Below are 17,056 nucleotides of genomic sequence, written 5' to 3' on the forward strand. Positions count from 1 at the left end.
ACAATCATGAAAAAAATACTAGTCGTATTTGGTACCAGACCTGAAGCTATTAAAATGGCTCCTTTGGTAAAAGAGTTAAAAAAAACAGAAGAATTTACTACTAAAGTTTGTGTTACTGCTCAGCATAGAGAAATGTTAGATCAGGTATTGTCTTTTTTTAAAATTACTCCAGATTATGATTTAGATTTAATGAAAATCGATCAGTCTTTAAATGAGTTGAGTGCAAGAATATTAATGGCTATAGATCCTGTGTTATCAGATTTTAATCCGGATTTGGTATTGGTACACGGAGATACATCTACTAGTAGTATGGTGGCATTGGCTAGTTTTCATAAAGGAATTAAGATAGGACATGTAGAGGCTGGTTTAAGAACCTATAATAAATATGCTCCTTTCCCCGAAGAGATTAACAGACAAATAACAGGAAGAGTGGCAGATATTCATTTTGCTCCAACACAACAATCAGCTAATAATTTGCTGAATGAAAAGGTAAATGAGAAAGATATTTTTATAACAGGTAACACAGTAATAGATGCTTTGTTATGGGGAATACAGCATGTAAATGAAGGTAGAGAAGATATTAAAGAAATTAAACAGTTTATAGACGTTAATAAAAAAGTAATTGTTGTTACTGGACATAGAAGAGAAAATTTTGGAGATAAATTTTATGAATTTTGTAATGCTTTAAAGCAATTGGCCACTAGAGAAGATGTTCAGATTATTTACCCTGTTCATTTAAATCCAAATGTGCAAAAAGTGGTTTATGATACTTTAGGTAATCATAATAATATATTGTTAATTGCTCCTTTAGATTACGAAGCTTTTATTTGGTTGTTAAATCAATCCTATTTAATAATTACAGATAGTGGAGGTGTGCAAGAAGAGGCACCATCTTTAAAAAAACCAGTTTTGGTAACTAGAGATGTTACCGAAAGGCAAGAGGCGGTTATAGAAGGAACGGTAAAATTAGTAGGAACCAATCAAGAAAAAATAATAAAAGAAGCTACTATTCTGTTAGATAATATTGAGGTTTACAGTACTATGGTAAGTAATAAAAATCCTTATGGAGATGGAACAGCATGTGTACAAATTGTAAATGTTTTAAAGTCTATATAAATGAAAAAAGTAGCTGTAGTTTGTAATTATATTTTAAAACCAAACAGAATTGGTGGTATGGATAGATTCTTTAAATTGTTTGATGAACAACTAAAAGAACAAGGATTTACCGTAGATTGGTTTTTTACAGATTACACAGCTTTTGATTTTTATAAAAACTTAACTATTTATAGTGCAAATAATACATCTGTAGAAAATAAGTTTATAGAAGTTTCTTGTAATCATCATTATGATATTATCATTACTCATTTTACGGAACTATGTACTAAGTTCTATAAAGATATTCAGACATATAATCCAAATTCTTATGTAATTGCTGTAGATCATAATCCAAGACCCTTAGAAGGTTTTTCTTTAAAAAAGAGAGTGAAAAAAAGATTAGCAGGGATTTTATATAGCAAATATATACATCAATTTATAGGTGTCTCACAATATACGGTGAATCATATTTTAAATGATTATGGTACATTCTTAAAAAAGAAAACTAAAGTTATTTATAACGGAATTGATACTGATGTTTTTGAAAAAAGAACACAAGAAAATAAAAACAAATTTATAGTAGCTTCTCATTTAAGACCTTCAAAAGGAATTCAAGATTTGTTAAAGGCTTTAAGTTATTTAAACCCTAAATTATTAGAAAATGTAATTGTTGATGTTTATGGAGAAGGTGCTTACAAAGAAGAATTACAACGACTCACTAATGAATATAAATTACAAGACAAGGTTTCTTTTAAAGGGAGTTCTTCTAAACTAAATGAATTGTTTTGTAATTATCGTTATATGATTCAACCAACTTATATGGAGTGTTTTAGTTTGTCAATTTTAGAAAGTTTATCAGCAAACATCCCTGTAATTACGACAACTGTAGGAGGGAATTTAGAAGTTATAGAAAACAATAAAAACGGATATATATATGCTCCAGGAGATTGTAAAGCATTGGCTTCTATTTTAGAAAATATTATTATAGAAAAAGATAGTATTACAGAAAATACTTCAGATTTAATTGAGCAAGAGTATAATTTGGAAAAAATGGTTAAACATCATATAAAATTGTTGCCATGAACTTAGCATTTATTACTCCAGAATATCCCATTGCTAGTTTTAAAGGGAACATTGGCGGAATAGGAACCTTTACAAAAAACTTAGCAGAACAGTTGGTAAAGAACCAATGTAAAGTAACTGTTTTTGTTCACAGTCAACCTAAAGAAAATGTTGTTATTCAAAATGGAGTAGAAGTACATTTGGTAAAAAAAAATGCGGTAAAAGGGATTACATGGTTTACCAACAGACGATATTTTAATAAGTATGTAAATCAGATTATTTTAAAAAATAAAATAGAAGTTATTGAAGCACCAGAGTGGACGGGGTTTACGGCTTTTATGAAATTTAAATGCCCTTTTGTAATTCGTCTTCATGGTTCTGATACCTATTTCTGTGATTTAGAAAATAGACCCGTAAAACCAAAGAATAGGTTTTTTGAAAAAAGAGCTTTATTAGGAGCAGATAAGATTGTTGGAGTGAGTAAATTTGTAGCTGATAAAACACAAGAATTATTTAAGTTAAAGAAAGAAATTGAAGTGATTCATAATGCTATTGATATTTCATTATTTGTACCAAATCATCAACAAATAAAACCTAAATCATTATTGTACTTTGGAACGATTATCAGGAAAAAAGGAGTTTTAGAAATAGCAAAAGCATTTAACAGCATCATAGAGAAAGATCAAACGGTTACTTTGACTTTATTAGGAAGAGATAATAAAGATGTGATTACCAAACAATCTACAGTAAATTTATTGAAAGAATTGTTATCAGAAAAAGCATTACAAAACACACTTTTTATAAATGCAGTCCCTTATAAAGATGTGATTACGTATATTCAACAATCAGAAATTGTATTATTACCAAGTTTTGCAGAAGCGTTTCCAATGACTTGGTTAGAAGCCATGGCTTTAGAAAAAAAAATGGTAACCTCTAATATTGGTTGGGCAAAAGAATTAATGATAGATGGAGTTACTGGATATACAGTAAATCCTATAAATACAGAGGATTTTGCAACTAAAGTCTTAGTTTTGTTAAATGAAACTGAAAAAACATCAATAATGGCTAAAGCGGCAAGAAATAGAATTGTAAATGAATTTGATATGGAGAAGTCTATTCAACAAAATATCAAGTTTTATAAAAGTTTCCTATGATTGTTCTTTTTCATAATGGAATTAAGTCTCTAAAATATAGAAATACAACTTTAAAAGAAGTGTTTTTATGTGAAGAGAAAACCATACAAAAATCTTTGTATCATTTATCTAATTTGTATCCAAATGAATTATTGATATGGTGTCATGAAAAATTAGAAAACGATATTAATTATCAGCAGATGACCTCTATCTTTCATCATCAATTAATTTTTTCGAGTTATGGTTGCAGTTCAATTTCTAATAATATCGGATATGTAGATCAACATTGTTTTATCAATGTAAAAAAAGAGGTTCAATATCCTACTTGGATGATGTCTGGAGACATTGGTGGTGCTTATGCAAGTGTAATTCAGCAATCAAAAGAAATTGTGAATATTTCACAATCTTTTGGATTGTATTTATCTAGTTTTACTAAATTAAGCATGCCAAAAGGTTTGCTTTGTTATTCAGAGCCAAAATTATTGAAAGGTGATTTAAAAAATGCTAAAATAGAGGTAGAGGCAACAACTAAATCTCTTTTTAAGTTTGTGAAAAAACATTATAAAATTCAATGGGTTTTTATTTTGTTTTTTTGCCTATTATATCATCAAAAAAAGATTTATCTAGGGAGTTTATGGCTGAGTTTGTTTGCAAAAAAACAAACGGGTAATGAGATAACTTTTAAGCATATTACTGTTTTATCAAGTAAAGAACAAATTGCAAAAAAAGATTTTAAAGTAGATGTATTAATTCCTACATTAGGACGTAAAGAACATTTATACAATGTATTGAAAGATTTATCTAAACAAACATTACTTCCAAAAAAAGTAATCATTGTAGAGCAAAATGGGGTAAAAGGTTCGGTCTCAGAATTAGATTATTTAATTGATATTTGGCCTTTTGAAATAGATCATATATTTATTCATCAATTAGGAGCTTGTAATGCAAGAAACATTGCTTTGTCTAAAGTAACTTCTGATTGGGTGTTTTTTGCAGATGATGATATTCGATTTGAAAAAGATTTATTAGAAAAATCATTTAGCTATATTAATATGTTTGGAATTTCTAGTTTTAGTATAAGTTGTTTACAAAAAGGAGAAATAGAACATAATAAAACACATTTTCAATGGAGTGGATTTGGCACGAATGCTTCTTTAGTAGAAAGTAAACAGATAAAAACATGTAGTTTTAAATCTGAGCATGAATTTGGATATGGAGAGGATAATGATTTTGGGATGCAGTTACGGAATAAAGGATGTGATAATTTATATATTCCGTATATTACAATGCTTCATTTAAAAGCACCCATTGGTGGGTTTAGAGCTAAAGTTCATCCTAAATGGGAAAAAGATTTCATACAACCCAAACCATCACCAACGGTAATGGCTTATAATTTAAAACACTTAACCAACCAACAATTAAAAGGTTATAAATTATTGTTGTTTGTTAAATTTTATAAAAAACAATCGATTAAAAATCCGATTCAATATTTTCATTATTTTAAACAACGTTGGAATGCAAGTGTAAAATGGGCAACTAATTTAATGGAATATGAAGTTTAGTCTAATTATTTGTACATACATGCGACCAACAGCTTTATTAAAGTTGTTAAAAACGGTGACTAACCAAAGTTTATATCCGAATGAAATTTTAATTGTAGATGGTTCTACAGATGATTTAACGAAAGAAATTTTAGATCAACACATTTTTGAAAACTTAATTTATTATAAGGTTTCTCAAGAAGAAAAAGGGTTGACCAAACAACGTAATTTTGGTATTAAACGAGTTCATGAAGATATAGATGTTGTTTGTTTTTTAGATGATGATATCTTATTACAAGAAAAGTATTTTGAAAACTTAATAGGTACATATATGACACATCCAAAGGCTTTAGCGGTTGGGGGATATATCACAAATGAAGTTGATTGGGTTAAGACTGATGATGTCAGTGAAAATAAATTCTCTTACGATGGTTGGGTAAGAAAAGAAGGTACTAGATTTAAACTAAGAAAAAAACTAGGATTGTTAGATACTACTCCGCCAGGTTGGATGCCTAAATTTTCTAATGGTCGTTCTATTAGTTTTTTGCCTCCAAGCAATAAAATTTACCCTGTAGAGCAATTAATGGGGGGAGTTGCTTCCTATAGAAAAGAAGTTTTTAAAGAAATTTCCTTTTCAAAATACTTTGAAGGATATGGATTGTACGAAGATGCTGATTTCTCTTTAAGATTAGCGAAAAAGGGGAAATTGTATATCAATACAGCAGCCAAATTAGAACATCATCATGATGCTGCAGGTAGACCCAATCAATTTAAATATGGTAAAATGGTAACCAGAAATGGTTGGTATGTTTGGCGAGTAAAATATGCAAATCCTAGTATAAATGCTCGCTTTAAATGGAACGCTATTGCCATTGTATTGATGTTAGTACGATTTGTAAATGTTTTTACAACTACTAAAAGAAAAGAAGCTTTTACAGAAGCTATGGGAAGATGTGTTGGTTTAGTGTCATTAATTTTTAACAAGCCTAATATAGAAAGATGAAATTCGGGATTATAACACATGCTGTTCATAAAGTGAAAGATGGACAAATTTATGGGTATGAACCTTATGTTCGCGAAATGAATTTATGGACAAAGTATGTGGATGAAATTATTATTTTAGCTCCAATTACTAAAAAAGAAATTTCAAGTATTGAAATTGCTTACCAGCACCCAAATATAAAAGTAGTTGAAATTCTGAATTTTGATATTACCTCTTTTAAAAATTTATTAAAATCAATATTAATCATACCTCAGATTTGTAGTTTGATTTATAGGGTAATGAAAGAAGTCAATCACATTCATTTACGTTGTCCTGGTAATGTTGGTTTATTAGGTTGTTTGGTTCAAATAGCATTTCCTTCAAAACAAAAAACAGCAAAATACGCCGGAAATTGGGACCCAAAAAGTAAACAACCTCTTTCATATAAATTTCAAAAATGGTTATTAAGTAATACTTTTTTAACGAAAAACATGAAGGTATTAGTGTATGGAGATTGGCCAAATCAAACCAAAAATATTATTCCTTTTTTTACAGCAAGTTATCATCAAGATGAAATGATAGCGATTCCTCCTAAAAATGTCAACCAACAAATTCAGTTGATTTTTGTAGGAGGGTTAACCGTAGGGAAACAACCTTTAATTAGTGTGAAAGCAACTCATCAATTATTAAAAAAAGGATATGAGGTTGTGTTACATATTTATGGAGATGGAGTTCAAAGAACAGAGTTAGAAGCTTATGTAAAAGTACATCAATTAGAAAGTAAGGTGGTCTTACATGGAAATGTAGAGAAAGATGTGGTTAAAAGAGCTTTTCAAGCATCCCATTTTCTTATTTTTATATCAAAATCCGAAGGTTGGCCTAAAGTAGTTGCAGAAGCTATGTTTTGGGAATGTTTGCCCATTACTTCCAAGGTGTCTTGTGTGCCTTATATGTTAGGAGATAATACTCGAGGTAGAGTTGTAGATTCTAATGTGGATGAGGTTGTGAGTGCTATAGAAGCGTATTTACAAACACCTAATAGATATTTAGAGCATGCTGCAAACGCAAAACAGTGGTCGAGACAGTTTACTCTAGGAAAATTTGAACAAGAAATTAAAAAGTTACTTTTAAATGAATAAAAAAGGTATAATACAGGTTATAGATTCTTTAAATGCTGGTGGTGCAGAGGTTCTTTCTGTTAATATAGCTAATGCCCTTTTTGAGCGTGGTTTTAATTCACATATTTGCACTACAAGAAAAGAAGGGATTTTAAAAAACAACGTAAATAAAGAAGTTGGTTATTTATTTTTAAAAAAAAATAAAACAATTGATTTTAAGTCAATTATAAGATTTAAGAAATACATTAAAAAAAATAAAATTGATATTATTCACGCACATTCTACTTCATATTTTTTTGCTTTTTTAATTAAATTAATTGTTCCAAGAGTAAGATTAATTTGGCATGATCATTTTGGTATCTCTCAAGATTTAAGCAATAAAAAAACATTTCCTTTAAATATATGTTCTTTATTCTTTGAGGCTATTATATCTGTAAATTCAGAATTAAAAAAGTGGGCAGAGAGTAATTTGTTAACAAAAAAAGTGTTTTTTTTAAATAACTTTCCAATGTTTGTAAACTCCAGTAAAACAACTGTTTTATTTGGTGAAACGGAAAGAAGAATTGTTCACCTTGCAGGTTTTAAGCAAGTTAAAGATCATAAAAACTTAATTAAAGCATTTCATTTTTTACATAAAGAGCATAAAAATTGGACATTACATTTAGTAGGTAAACTCTATAAAAATAATTATACCAAAGAAATTATAAGCTATATAGAGCTAAACCAATTAGAAAAACATATTTTTGTTTATAACGAATGCTTAGACATACAAAACATTTTAAATCAGTCTACAATCGGAGTTCTTTCTTCAAAATCAGAAGGATTACCTGTTTCACTATTAGAATATGGTTTAGCTAAGCTTCCGGTGATTGTCACAAATGTAGGAGAATGTGAAAAAGTAATAGAAGAAGGTGTTTCTGGTTTTCTGGTTGAAAAAGAAAATTCGAAGGAATTTTATAAAGCAATGAAAGTTTTAGTCACATCAGAAGAAAAGAGATTTTTTTTTGGTAAAAATCATTCAAAAATTGTTTTAGAAAATTATTCTAGGGATAGTTTTATCAATACATTACTAAAAATTTATCAAATAAATTGATTCAAAAAATATTAGATAATAAACTTTTACTAATAATTATTCATATTACTTTTGGTTTTTTGGGGACATTTCCTCTTTTTCCAAAGATTTATGGATTATTAATTATTCTATTACCTATATATTTAATTTCTTTTTCTAATAATAAAAAAGAGGAGGCTTTTTTATTTGCATCATATATAGTTGGTGCAGAGGTTTTTGGGAGAATGATTGGAGGGTTTTACTTATATGAAATGGGTAAGTATGCCGTTATTTTATATTTGGTTATAGGAATTTTTGTTGGTAGGTTTAAGCAAGTATTTTCGGTTCATTATATATTTTATATATTATTATTGCTTTTTGGGATTATATATACTCAAGTTCCAGTAGGTGAGTCATTGAGAACAAATATTGTCTTTAATTTAAGTGGACCTATAGTTTTAGGGGTTGTTTCATTTTATTTCTATTTAAGACCCATATCGAAGCAGCAGTTAATGGATGCACTCTTTTTTATGATTTTGCCTCTTTTTTCAATGATTACTTACCTCTATTTCCGAACACCAGATGTTTCAGAAATAGTTTTTGGAGGTGTTGCAAACTTTACAACTTCAGGTGGTTTTGGTCCAAATCAAGTTGCTACAGCAATAGGTTTAGGAATGATAATTCTAACCATATTTATTTTACAAAAAGAAAAATTGACAGGTTTTATTTTTTTAGATTCGTTATTTCTAATCTATTTTACCTATAGAGGATTGTTAACTTTTTCTAGAGGAGGTATATTAACTGCTGCAATCTGTATCTTCTTTTTTGCTTTTTTTTATATTGTATTTAAGAGAATATCTATTGGAGTTTTTTTTAAGTACATATCTATTGCTATTTTTTTTATGTTTGCAATTTGGTTGTATACATCAAATATTACCAATGGTATGCTAGACAATAGATATGTAGGTCAGAATGCAATAGGTGTTCAAAAAGATATTACTTCAGGGAGATTAGACATTTTACAAATTCAATTTGATAATTTTTTAAATAATCCACTAGGGATTGGTGTTGGTAACGGTAAGTATTTAAGATTAGAAAGTTTAAAAGAAGTTACGGGAGCATCACATAATGAAATTGGTAGATTGTTGGAAGAACATGGCTATATTGGTTTAGTAATCTTAATAATGTTAATATCAATTCCTTTATTTAATTTTTTAAATAGCAATTATTATCAAAAAGCATTTATTATTTGTTTTTATTTATTGTGGTTGCTTACCATAAGTCATTCTGCAATGAGAATTGCATTACCGGGATTTATTTACGGTTTAAGTTTAATAAGAATTACTGATAATGAAGAAGATTAAAATTCTATATATTGGTAATAATTTAACTAAAAAAACTAAATATGGTTCGCCTATATTTTTATTATCTAAACTTTTAACAACTGAAGGTTATGATGTAACAGTTTCTTCAAATAAACTAAATAAACTGTTAAGATTTCTAGACATGTTTTTTACAACAATAAAAAAGAGAAATCAAATAGATTATATTTTAATAGATACATTTAGTACTTATAATTTTTACTATGCTTTAGTTATTTCTCAATTAGCTCGTCTGTTTAAAGTAAAATACATTCCTATTTTACACGGAGGAAATTTGCCTCATAGAATTCACAATAATCAATTTTTATCAAACTTAATTTTTAAAAATTCTTATATAAATATTGCTCCTTCAAATTATCTTTATAGTTTTTTTAAATTAAAAGAATATAAAGTAACTCATATTCCTAATATAATTGAATTAGATTTATATCAGTTTAAGTTAAGAAAAATAATATTGCCTAAACTTTTTTGGGTTAGGGCTTTTAAAGAAATTTATAATCCAACATTAGCTATTGAAGTTTTAAAATTATTAAAAAAAGAATACTCAAATGCAACGTTATGTATGGTTGGTCCATTTGTAGATAATTCTTTTTTAGAAACTAAAAGTTTGATAAAAAAATATTCTTTAGAATCTTCTGTCGAGTTTACAGATACTTTAACAAAAGAAGATTGGCATCATAAATCTACTGAATTTGATGTTTTTATAAATACTACTAATTTTGATAATATGCCCGTAAGTGTTATAGAAGCCATGGCATTAGGTTTACCTATTATTAGTACAAATGTTGGTGGTTTACCTTTTTTAATAGATAATACAGTTGATGGTGTTTTAGTAGAGAAAAACAATGCTATGGAAATGTATAAAGCTATTAAAAATTTAATTGTAAATTACGATGAAAAGATGGTTTTAAATGCTAGAGAAAAAGCAGAATCGTTTAGCTGGCAAAAAAATAAAACTAAATGGATACAGATTCTTAAATAATATGCTAAGAAAATTTATTTATTTATTAGGACAAAATATTAGAAATCCATCTCTTAAAAAACATTTTTATTTCTTAAAAAAGTCAGAAAATTGGTCTTTAGAAGAGCTAGAAAATTATCAGTTTAAAAAATTAAAAGAATTACTTTTAGTAGCAAATGAGCATTCAGAATTTTATAAAAATAAATTTATTGAGTTTGATTTAGATGTAAATAAAATCTCTAAACTTTCTGATATCAAATCAATTCCAATTCTTACAAAAAGTGAATTACTCTCAAATTCAAAAAGTATTCATACAAATTTAAAATTTAAGAAAACGTTTTTAGCAACAACTTCAGGAACTTCAGGAAAAACACTAAAATTTAATAGAGAAGAAACTGCAGATAGTTTTAATAGAGCAGCAATTCAGAGAGGTTATTCTTGGTTTAATATTCAACCTTGGTTTAGAAATGGATATTTCTGGGGATTTAATTTTTCTTTCATTCAAAAGATAAAAAATAATTTTTTAGATTTTTTACAAAATAGATATAGAATTTTTAGTTATGAAGAAAATGAAATTAAAAATTTTATCAAACAGACTAAAAATGCCAGTTTTATAAGTGGATATTCATCTATGATTTACCAAACAGCCGTTTATTTAAATAAGTCTACATTAGAAAAACCTAAGAAACTAAAAATGGTAAAAGGTACATCTGAAAAGGTCTTAAATATCTATCAAGAAGAAGTAAAAAAAGCTTTTGGAGTTAAGATGATAAGTGAATATGGAGCAACAGAAGCTGGAATTATTGCATTTGAATGTACAGAAGGGAATATGCATATTAATATGGAAGGTGTTTTGGTAGAAGAAATTGATCAAGAAATTTTAGTAACAAATCTTCAAATGCAATCCTTTCCTATTATTAGGTATAAGTTAGGTGATTATGTAACACTAGCTCCAAGAAGTAAAAAATGTTCATGTGGCAAATCACACTTAATTATAGATGAAGTTACCGGTAGAGTAGGTAAGAGTATTTATGGTAAGACAAATATTTATCCAAGTTTATATTTTTATTATATTTTCAAAAATTTAGGAAATACTTTTCAAATATTTTTAAATTATCAAGTCATTCAAGAAAAAAAGGGAAAATTAACTTTTTTGATAGAGCAAGAACTTTCAAAATATGAGTTAGAACAATTAAATACAGAGATATTAAAATACTTTAAAGAAGATATTTTTTATAATATTATACCAAATTCTGATTTTAAGAAAACCAAAGGAAAACTAAAAAACTTTATATCTTTAATAGATGAATAATTTAGTTTCTATAATTACCCCAAGTTTTAATTCTGCAAAATTTATTGCAGAAACGATCAATAGTGTTATTTCTCAAACATATAAAAATTGGGAAATGATAATTGTTGATGATGTTTCTACAGACAATAGTGTTCAAATTATTAACTCGTTTATTGAGAAAGATGATAGAATTAAATTACATAAATTAAAAAATAATTCAGGCGCAGCAGTTGCTAGAAATAAAGCAATAGAGCTTTCTAAAGGCAATTTTATCGCTTTTTTAGATAGTGATGACCTTTGGTTACAAAATAAATTAGAAGAGCAATTAAGCTTTATGATTGCAAATAATTATAATCTCACTTATACTTCATATAAAGTAATAAAAGAAGATGGAAGCAATTTAAGTAAGTCAATTATTTGTGAAGAAAAATTATCTTATAAAGATATGTTGTTTTCCAATAAAATAGGATGCTTAACAGCTATTTATAATAAAGATTGTTTGGGTAAAATTTATATGCCCAATCTAAAAAAAAGACAAGATTATGCTTTATGGCTAAAAATTCTAAAAAAAGAATCTTATGCATATGGATTACCCAAAATCTTAGCAAAATATAGGAATAGACAAGAATCCATTTCAAATAATAAAATAGAAATGTTAAAATGGAATTGGAAATTATATAGGCAAGTAGAAAAATTATCTTATTTTAGGGCTTTGTTTTATGTATCTTCTAATGTATTAAATAAGCTATTAAAATGACAAACCCTAAAACGTCATACTATAATATTTCTGAAAGAAAAGTTTTATTACGTTTTGTAGATATTATTTTATTAATTTTAAGTCTATTTATTGCTTCAATTTATTTAGAATTTAATTATATAACTTTCTATAACCCTAACTCAATTTATTGGCTTCTACTTTTAACTTTTTATTATATTCTTTTTGGTGAAATTTTTCAGTTGTATAATTTAAATGTTTCTAACAATAGGTACTTAATTGTAAGGAGTGTGGTATTAACTGCTTTTGTAACCACTGTTTTTTACATTTTTACGCCTTTTTTATCACCTTCATTACCTTTAAATAGACTACAAATTGTATATTTTTTCTTAGTACTATCTGTACCAATTGTTGTTTGGAGGTTTCTATATATGTGGCTTATATTTTCGCCGAAGTATTTTAAAAGCGTTGTTTTTATAGGAAAATCTGATAGAATAAAAAAAATGATACTTCAGATTAAAGATGATAATATTCATCATGTTAATGCATATATTTCTGACCAAGAAATTCCAGGTGTAAAAGGGTTTATAAATATTAATTCTGTAAAGCTTCTAGAAATTATATCTAAAGAATTTGTTTCTGAAGTAATTGTATCTAAAGAGGATTTGTCAAATGATGAAATTAAAATAATTAATAAAGATCTTATTCATTTATTTGAAAACGGAGTGAATATTATTAGTTTTGAAAATTTCTATGAAAATGTTACTGCAAGAGTACCTAGAGAGTATTTAAATTATGATTTTTTTAAATATATCAATTTCAGTAAAAACAGTAATAGTAAATTATATTTATTGGGGTTAAGAGTATTAGATCTTATGGTTTCAATAATAGGATTATTGTTGTTTTTTATATTATTACCTTTTCTTTTGATAGGGAATTTATTTGGAAATAAAGGCAAACTTTTTTATTCTCAAGAGAGAGTTGGAATTAATGGTAAAATTTTTAAAATTTATAAACTTCGCTCTATGGTTAAAAATGCGGAAAAAGAAGGTGCTGTTTGGGCGGCAAAAAATGATGCTAGAATTACTTCTTTTGGAAAGTTCTTAAGAAATACACGATTGGACGAATTTCCTCAGTTTTATAATATTTTAAAAGGAGATATGAGTTTAATTGGGCCAAGACCAGAAAGACCAGAATTTGTAGAGACACTAGAAACTGAGATTCCTTTTTATGCTATCAGACATGTAGTAAGGCCTGGTTTAACTGGTTGGGCACAAGTGAATTATCCGTATGCTAATACTTTAGAAGAACAAGAAACTAAACTTCGCTATGACTTGTATTATAATAAAGAGAGAAACGGTTTTTTAGATTTTAAAATTCTAATAAAAACAATAACTACGGTTTTATTTTTTAAAGGTCAATAGTTTTTTGTAAAGAAATAAATATCTTATAAAAAGTAATAGTAAAAAAGGAATTAATACAATTGGAAATACTTGAATTTTTGTCATCCAAAGTATTGGAATTAGTAACAAAAAGAAAAGTAATAATAATACATATCTTTTTACCCAATCTTGAGAATACTTTTTTCTTAGAAAGAATACTACCAACAAGTTTGGTGCAAATGCCCATAAAAGGTTAAAGTTATTTGGTGCAGTAGAATGACTTGAGAAAAACCATAAGAATACCAAAATAGCCCCAATCAAACCTGTTATAAAAAACAATGTAAAATCTAACCATTTTGTTCTTTTATTTTTTTTATAGTCTTTATAAGTAATAAATATAACTAACAGAGCAAGAACACTAAATATTAATAATGGGCTAAAAGCTGAAACCTTAGGTTCTTTTTCTTTAAAGTTTAAAAGGACATCTTCTCTTTTTACTAATTTTGTAGGCTGATTTTTAATATAAACTGTTGCATTTTTAAAAGCACTATAGATATAATCGGGTAAGTACATGTACTCATTAGAAGTAGCTATTTGATCTAATTTTGTACCAGCAATTATATTTAATCCAAAAGTACCCCAAGAATTCCAGTTAATTTCATGGTTTGTTAGTTGCCTAAAAGTTAGTTTTTTTTCTAATGTTTCATCATTAAACACAACTTTATCTCCTAAAATATCTTTAGTGATATCTCTTAGTTTTGTAGCACAATTATCAAAATAAGGATCGTATTGATAATTTTTATTTTGAGGCAATGCATTTCTTTCTAAAAAAATAAAATAGGCTTGTCTTTCTTGTTGCGTTAAGTTTAATACCTGTTGTTTAAGCCAACGTTTGTCTCTTTTGTAACTAGCTAAAAAATATTTAAAATCATAACGTGCTAAGCTATAAATCATATTCCCTTTTGCAAAATTTGTATAGAAGTTTGGTTGATTAAAATCAAACATTCCATAGTTGTAAATTAAATCGAGGTTTAAAACTGGATCTTTAATTCGGATAGCAGAGTGTCCAAATGATTCATATAATTCTTCTCCTGGTCCAGCCGTTACAATACTTATTTCTGAATAAACAGAAAGTTGTACTTGAGAATAGATAGGATTCAGTAAAAAAGCAAAAAGAAGAATTAAAAAGTAATTTTTTTTCATAGCAATTAACGTCTAAAAAAACTATAATCTATTGTAACTGAGAAAATATTAGAATACAAAGCATTTCCAACACTACCAATATTTGTTAATGCGTAATCTATTTGTATGCCATTGTATTTAAAACCAACACCAAAATTGGGTTGCATAGAAAGAGATTTAGAATTATCAAATTCTGTTATGTATTGAAAGTTACCAATACCTGCCCTTACATAAACAATTTTATCATAATCTAGTTGAAAACCAGCTGCTGGATCTAAACTAACAAAATCAGAAGAAAAAATATCGTTTGTTTTTGCAAAGCGCATATTAATATCTACTTCTGTTAGTAAATTAAAATAACGTCCAATTTCCCAATTTCTAGCAACACCTAATTGTAATTTAGGTTTAGTAATTTCTGTGGTTTGTGGTAATTCTTGATTTTCTCCAGGAATAGCATCTTTAATTTTATTGAATTCTTCTTCATTAATAGCCCAACTATTAAATGTTGTTGTAATATCTCTTGCCATTAAACCAAATTTCCAATCATTTCTATCAAATTGAAGGCCTACATCAAAACCAAATCCCCAAGAACTTGCAAAATCACCAATAATTCTTCTTACAATTTTTGCATTCACACCAATCTTTAAATCATTAAAAATTAATTTTCTAGCATAAGCAACATTAAAAGCATAATCTGCAGCAGAAAAAAGACTAATTCTATTAAAATCGATATTTCCTTGACTGTCTATTAATTCAGTAGTATTTAAAATATCATCTACTCCAAAACGAATAACAGAAACACCAAGTACACTATTCCCATCTATAGGCATTGCAAAGGCAGCGTGATTATAATTGGCTATTCCTGCAAAATAAGAAGCATGCATTAATGAACCTTGGTAATCTTCAATTCCAACTAAACCAGCTGGATTCCAGTAAATTGAATTTACGTCATGAGTTGTTGCAACAACACTTTTACTCATTCCTAATGCAGCAGCATCTACACCAATAGTTAAAAATTCATTCGAATAATTTCTAAATGCCTGTGCGCATAGAAGTGTTGATGAAAAGAGTAAAAAAAGTAATATTTTATGTTTCAAAAGTTAAAAATTTTTCAATAAAAAATATCTGTAAACCTACTAAAATAACTGATGTTTTTCATAGTTATTGTCTACTAAATATCAATCTTAATATTTTCTTTAATAAAACGATAGATTCTTTGCTCTAACCATCTGTTTTCTGTAGGTTTAAAAGAACTCATAAATCCTACATGACCACCATAATTGGGAACATCTAAATGAAAAATTTCAGATTTTTTTGCTTCTTCAAATGGAAAACATTCTTTAGATAGAAAGGTATCGTCTTTTGCATTGATTAATAAAGTTGGTTTGTCTATTTTTAAAAGGTAAGGTTTAGAGCTTGCTTTTTCCCAATAATCTTCTGGACTTGTAAAACCAAAAACAGGAATTGTATACAAATGTTCTAAATGTTTAAACTTAGTAGCTTTAAAAAGTTTTTCTTTATCTAATTGATATTCAGGAAACTTGTAGGCTTTTTCTAATATTTTATTTTTCATGGTCTTAAAAAAAACTTCCATGTACAATTTGTTCTTTAGTTTATCTAATTCTAATTCTGAAGAAGCAATATCTATAGGAACAGAAACTGCAATTCCACCTTTTACTTTAGGTGAGATATTTGTAGATTTTTCTCCTAAATATTTTAAGGTAAGATTACCACCTAAACTATAACCAATTATAATTATATTGTCATATTCATATGTTTTTAAGATATGATTTACTACATAATCTACATCTTCCGTTTTTCCACTATGATAAGTAGGAAGTAATAAATTATCTTCTCCACTACAACTTCTTAAATTAAAACAAACAGTGTCTAAACCTTTAGAGTTTAAGTACTTTGTGGTCGAAGTCATATATTTTGAATCTGAACTCCCTTCTAAACCATGAATTAATATGGCCAATGTTTTAGACCCTACAAAAGAAAAATCTAAATCAAAAAAGTCTTGATCCCAAGTTGTAATTCTTTTTCTTGAATAATGAACGCTATCTTTCATAAATAGCGGTCTGTACATTGTGTTAAAATGACTGTTTTTAAACGGTAAAGTAGGAGAGAAGTCAGATGTAAAAACAGGCATAGAAAATTT

Annotated in this window: 15 protein-coding genes; 12 read left to right on the forward strand and 3 right to left on the reverse strand. The window is 27.4% G+C overall.

Annotation, left to right across the window (positions count from 1 at the left end; genetic code table 11):
- The first annotated feature begins 6 nt into the window (after window positions 1–6).
- Genes wecB through MC378_RS04430 form a run of 12 tightly spaced genes read left to right on the forward strand, consistent with a single transcriptional unit; the run spans window position 7 to window position 13,755 of the window.
- Window positions 7–1,116, forward strand: coding sequence for a non-hydrolyzing UDP-N-acetylglucosamine 2-epimerase (gene wecB / locus MC378_RS04375; protein WP_242177506.1), 1,110 nt, complete (start codon window positions 7–9; stop codon window positions 1,114–1,116).
- Window positions 1,117–2,178: a glycosyltransferase family 4 protein gene (locus tag MC378_RS04380; RefSeq protein ID WP_242177507.1), complete on the forward strand. Its 1,062-nt coding sequence runs from the start codon at window positions 1,117–1,119 to the stop codon at window positions 2,176–2,178.
- Entirely contained in the window at window positions 2,175–3,311 is a 1,137-nt protein-coding gene (locus MC378_RS04385; RefSeq protein ID WP_242177508.1) for a glycosyltransferase family 4 protein, read from the forward strand. Before MC378_RS04380 ends, MC378_RS04385 begins: the two co-directional genes overlap by 4 nt.
- A complete protein-coding gene (locus MC378_RS04390) occupies window positions 3,308–4,852 on the forward strand; it encodes a glycosyltransferase family 2 protein (RefSeq protein WP_242177509.1) in 1,545 nt (514 codons plus the stop codon). Before MC378_RS04385 ends, MC378_RS04390 begins: the two co-directional genes overlap by 4 nt.
- Window positions 4,842–5,834, forward strand: a complete 993-nt coding sequence (locus MC378_RS04395; RefSeq protein ID WP_242177510.1) for a glycosyltransferase family 2 protein — start codon at window positions 4,842–4,844, stop codon at window positions 5,832–5,834. Before MC378_RS04390 ends, MC378_RS04395 begins: the two co-directional genes overlap by 11 nt.
- A complete protein-coding gene (locus MC378_RS04400; RefSeq protein WP_242177511.1) occupies window positions 5,831–6,952 on the forward strand; it encodes a glycosyltransferase family 4 protein in 1,122 nt (373 codons plus the stop codon). Before MC378_RS04395 ends, MC378_RS04400 begins: the two co-directional genes overlap by 4 nt.
- Window positions 6,945–8,024 (forward strand): glycosyltransferase, encoded by a 1,080-nt coding sequence (locus tag MC378_RS04405; protein WP_242177512.1) that lies wholly within the window; start codon window positions 6,945–6,947, stop codon window positions 8,022–8,024. Before MC378_RS04400 ends, MC378_RS04405 begins: the two co-directional genes overlap by 8 nt.
- Window positions 8,021–9,346 carry an O-antigen ligase family protein gene (locus MC378_RS04410; protein ID WP_242177513.1) on the forward strand — a complete coding sequence of 442 codons (1,326 nt, stop codon included), beginning with the start codon at window positions 8,021–8,023 and terminating at the stop codon, window positions 9,344–9,346. Before MC378_RS04405 ends, MC378_RS04410 begins: the two co-directional genes overlap by 4 nt.
- Window positions 9,333–10,346 (forward strand): glycosyltransferase family 4 protein, encoded by a 1,014-nt coding sequence (locus MC378_RS04415; RefSeq protein WP_242177514.1) that lies wholly within the window; start codon window positions 9,333–9,335, stop codon window positions 10,344–10,346. Before MC378_RS04410 ends, MC378_RS04415 begins: the two co-directional genes overlap by 14 nt.
- Window positions 10,276–11,637: a phenylacetate--CoA ligase family protein gene (locus MC378_RS04420; RefSeq protein ID WP_242177515.1), complete on the forward strand. Its 1,362-nt coding sequence runs from the start codon at window positions 10,276–10,278 to the stop codon at window positions 11,635–11,637. Before MC378_RS04415 ends, MC378_RS04420 begins: the two co-directional genes overlap by 71 nt.
- Window positions 11,630–12,373, forward strand: a complete 744-nt coding sequence (locus MC378_RS04425; protein ID WP_242177516.1) for a glycosyltransferase family 2 protein — start codon at window positions 11,630–11,632, stop codon at window positions 12,371–12,373. Before MC378_RS04420 ends, MC378_RS04425 begins: the two co-directional genes overlap by 8 nt.
- Entirely contained in the window at window positions 12,370–13,755 is a 1,386-nt protein-coding gene (locus tag MC378_RS04430) for an exopolysaccharide biosynthesis polyprenyl glycosylphosphotransferase (protein ID WP_242177517.1), read from the forward strand. The genes MC378_RS04425 and MC378_RS04430 overlap by 4 nt, the downstream gene beginning before the upstream one ends.
- Here MC378_RS04430 and MC378_RS04435 read toward each other — a convergent pair.
- From MC378_RS04435 to MC378_RS04445, 3 genes are all read right to left on the reverse strand, one after another.
- Entirely contained in the window at window positions 13,735–14,916 is a 1,182-nt protein-coding gene (locus MC378_RS04435; protein WP_242177518.1) for a lipoprotein N-acyltransferase Lnb domain-containing protein, read from the reverse strand. The two genes, MC378_RS04430 and MC378_RS04435, sit on opposite strands and share 21 nt — an antisense overlap.
- A gap of 5 nt (window positions 14,917–14,921) precedes the next feature.
- Entirely contained in the window at window positions 14,922–15,992 is a 1,071-nt protein-coding gene (locus MC378_RS04440) for a putative type IX sorting system protein PorV2 (protein ID WP_242177519.1), read from the reverse strand.
- Window positions 15,993–16,066: 74 nt separating this feature from the next.
- On the reverse strand, window positions 16,067–17,047 hold the full coding sequence (locus tag MC378_RS04445; protein ID WP_242177520.1) for a YheT family hydrolase: 981 nt from the start codon (window positions 17,045–17,047) through the stop codon (window positions 16,067–16,069).
- Window positions 17,048–17,056: the final 9 nt, after the last annotated feature.

It is taken from the genome of Polaribacter marinus, assembly GCF_022662535.1.
GTDB classification, from domain to species: domain Bacteria; phylum Bacteroidota; class Bacteroidia; order Flavobacteriales; family Flavobacteriaceae; genus Polaribacter; species Polaribacter marinus.

What these genes read in the sequence shown, in the direction of transcription:
- wecB (WP_242177506.1), top strand. Translation starts at nt 7, where the DNA reads ATGAAAAAAATACTAGTCGTATTTGGTACCAGACCTGAAGCTATTAAA.
- MC378_RS04420 (WP_242177515.1), top strand. Translation starts at nt 10,276, where the DNA reads ATGCTAGAGAAAAAGCAGAATCGTTTAGCTGGCAAAAAAATAAAACTA.
- MC378_RS04425 (WP_242177516.1), top strand. Translation starts at nt 11,630, where the DNA reads ATGAATAATTTAGTTTCTATAATTACCCCAAGTTTTAATTCTGCAAAA.
- MC378_RS04380 (WP_242177507.1), top strand. Translation starts at nt 1,117, where the DNA reads ATGAAAAAAGTAGCTGTAGTTTGTAATTATATTTTAAAACCAAACAGA.
- MC378_RS04400 (WP_242177511.1), top strand. Translation starts at nt 5,831, where the DNA reads ATGAAATTCGGGATTATAACACATGCTGTTCATAAAGTGAAAGATGGA.
- MC378_RS04415 (WP_242177514.1), top strand. Translation starts at nt 9,333, where the DNA reads ATGAAGAAGATTAAAATTCTATATATTGGTAATAATTTAACTAAAAAA.
- MC378_RS04435 (WP_242177518.1), bottom strand. Translation starts at nt 14,916, where the DNA reads ATGAAAAAAAATTACTTTTTAATTCTTCTTTTTGCTTTTTTACTGAAT.
- MC378_RS04390 (WP_242177509.1), top strand. Translation starts at nt 3,308, where the DNA reads ATGATTGTTCTTTTTCATAATGGAATTAAGTCTCTAAAATATAGAAAT.
- MC378_RS04395 (WP_242177510.1), top strand. Translation starts at nt 4,842, where the DNA reads ATGAAGTTTAGTCTAATTATTTGTACATACATGCGACCAACAGCTTTA.
- MC378_RS04445 (WP_242177520.1), bottom strand. Translation starts at nt 17,047, where the DNA reads ATGCCTGTTTTTACATCTGACTTCTCTCCTACTTTACCGTTTAAAAAC.
- MC378_RS04405 (WP_242177512.1), top strand. Translation starts at nt 6,945, where the DNA reads ATGAATAAAAAAGGTATAATACAGGTTATAGATTCTTTAAATGCTGGT.
- MC378_RS04385 (WP_242177508.1), top strand. Translation starts at nt 2,175, where the DNA reads ATGAACTTAGCATTTATTACTCCAGAATATCCCATTGCTAGTTTTAAA.
- MC378_RS04430 (WP_242177517.1), top strand. Translation starts at nt 12,370, where the DNA reads ATGACAAACCCTAAAACGTCATACTATAATATTTCTGAAAGAAAAGTT.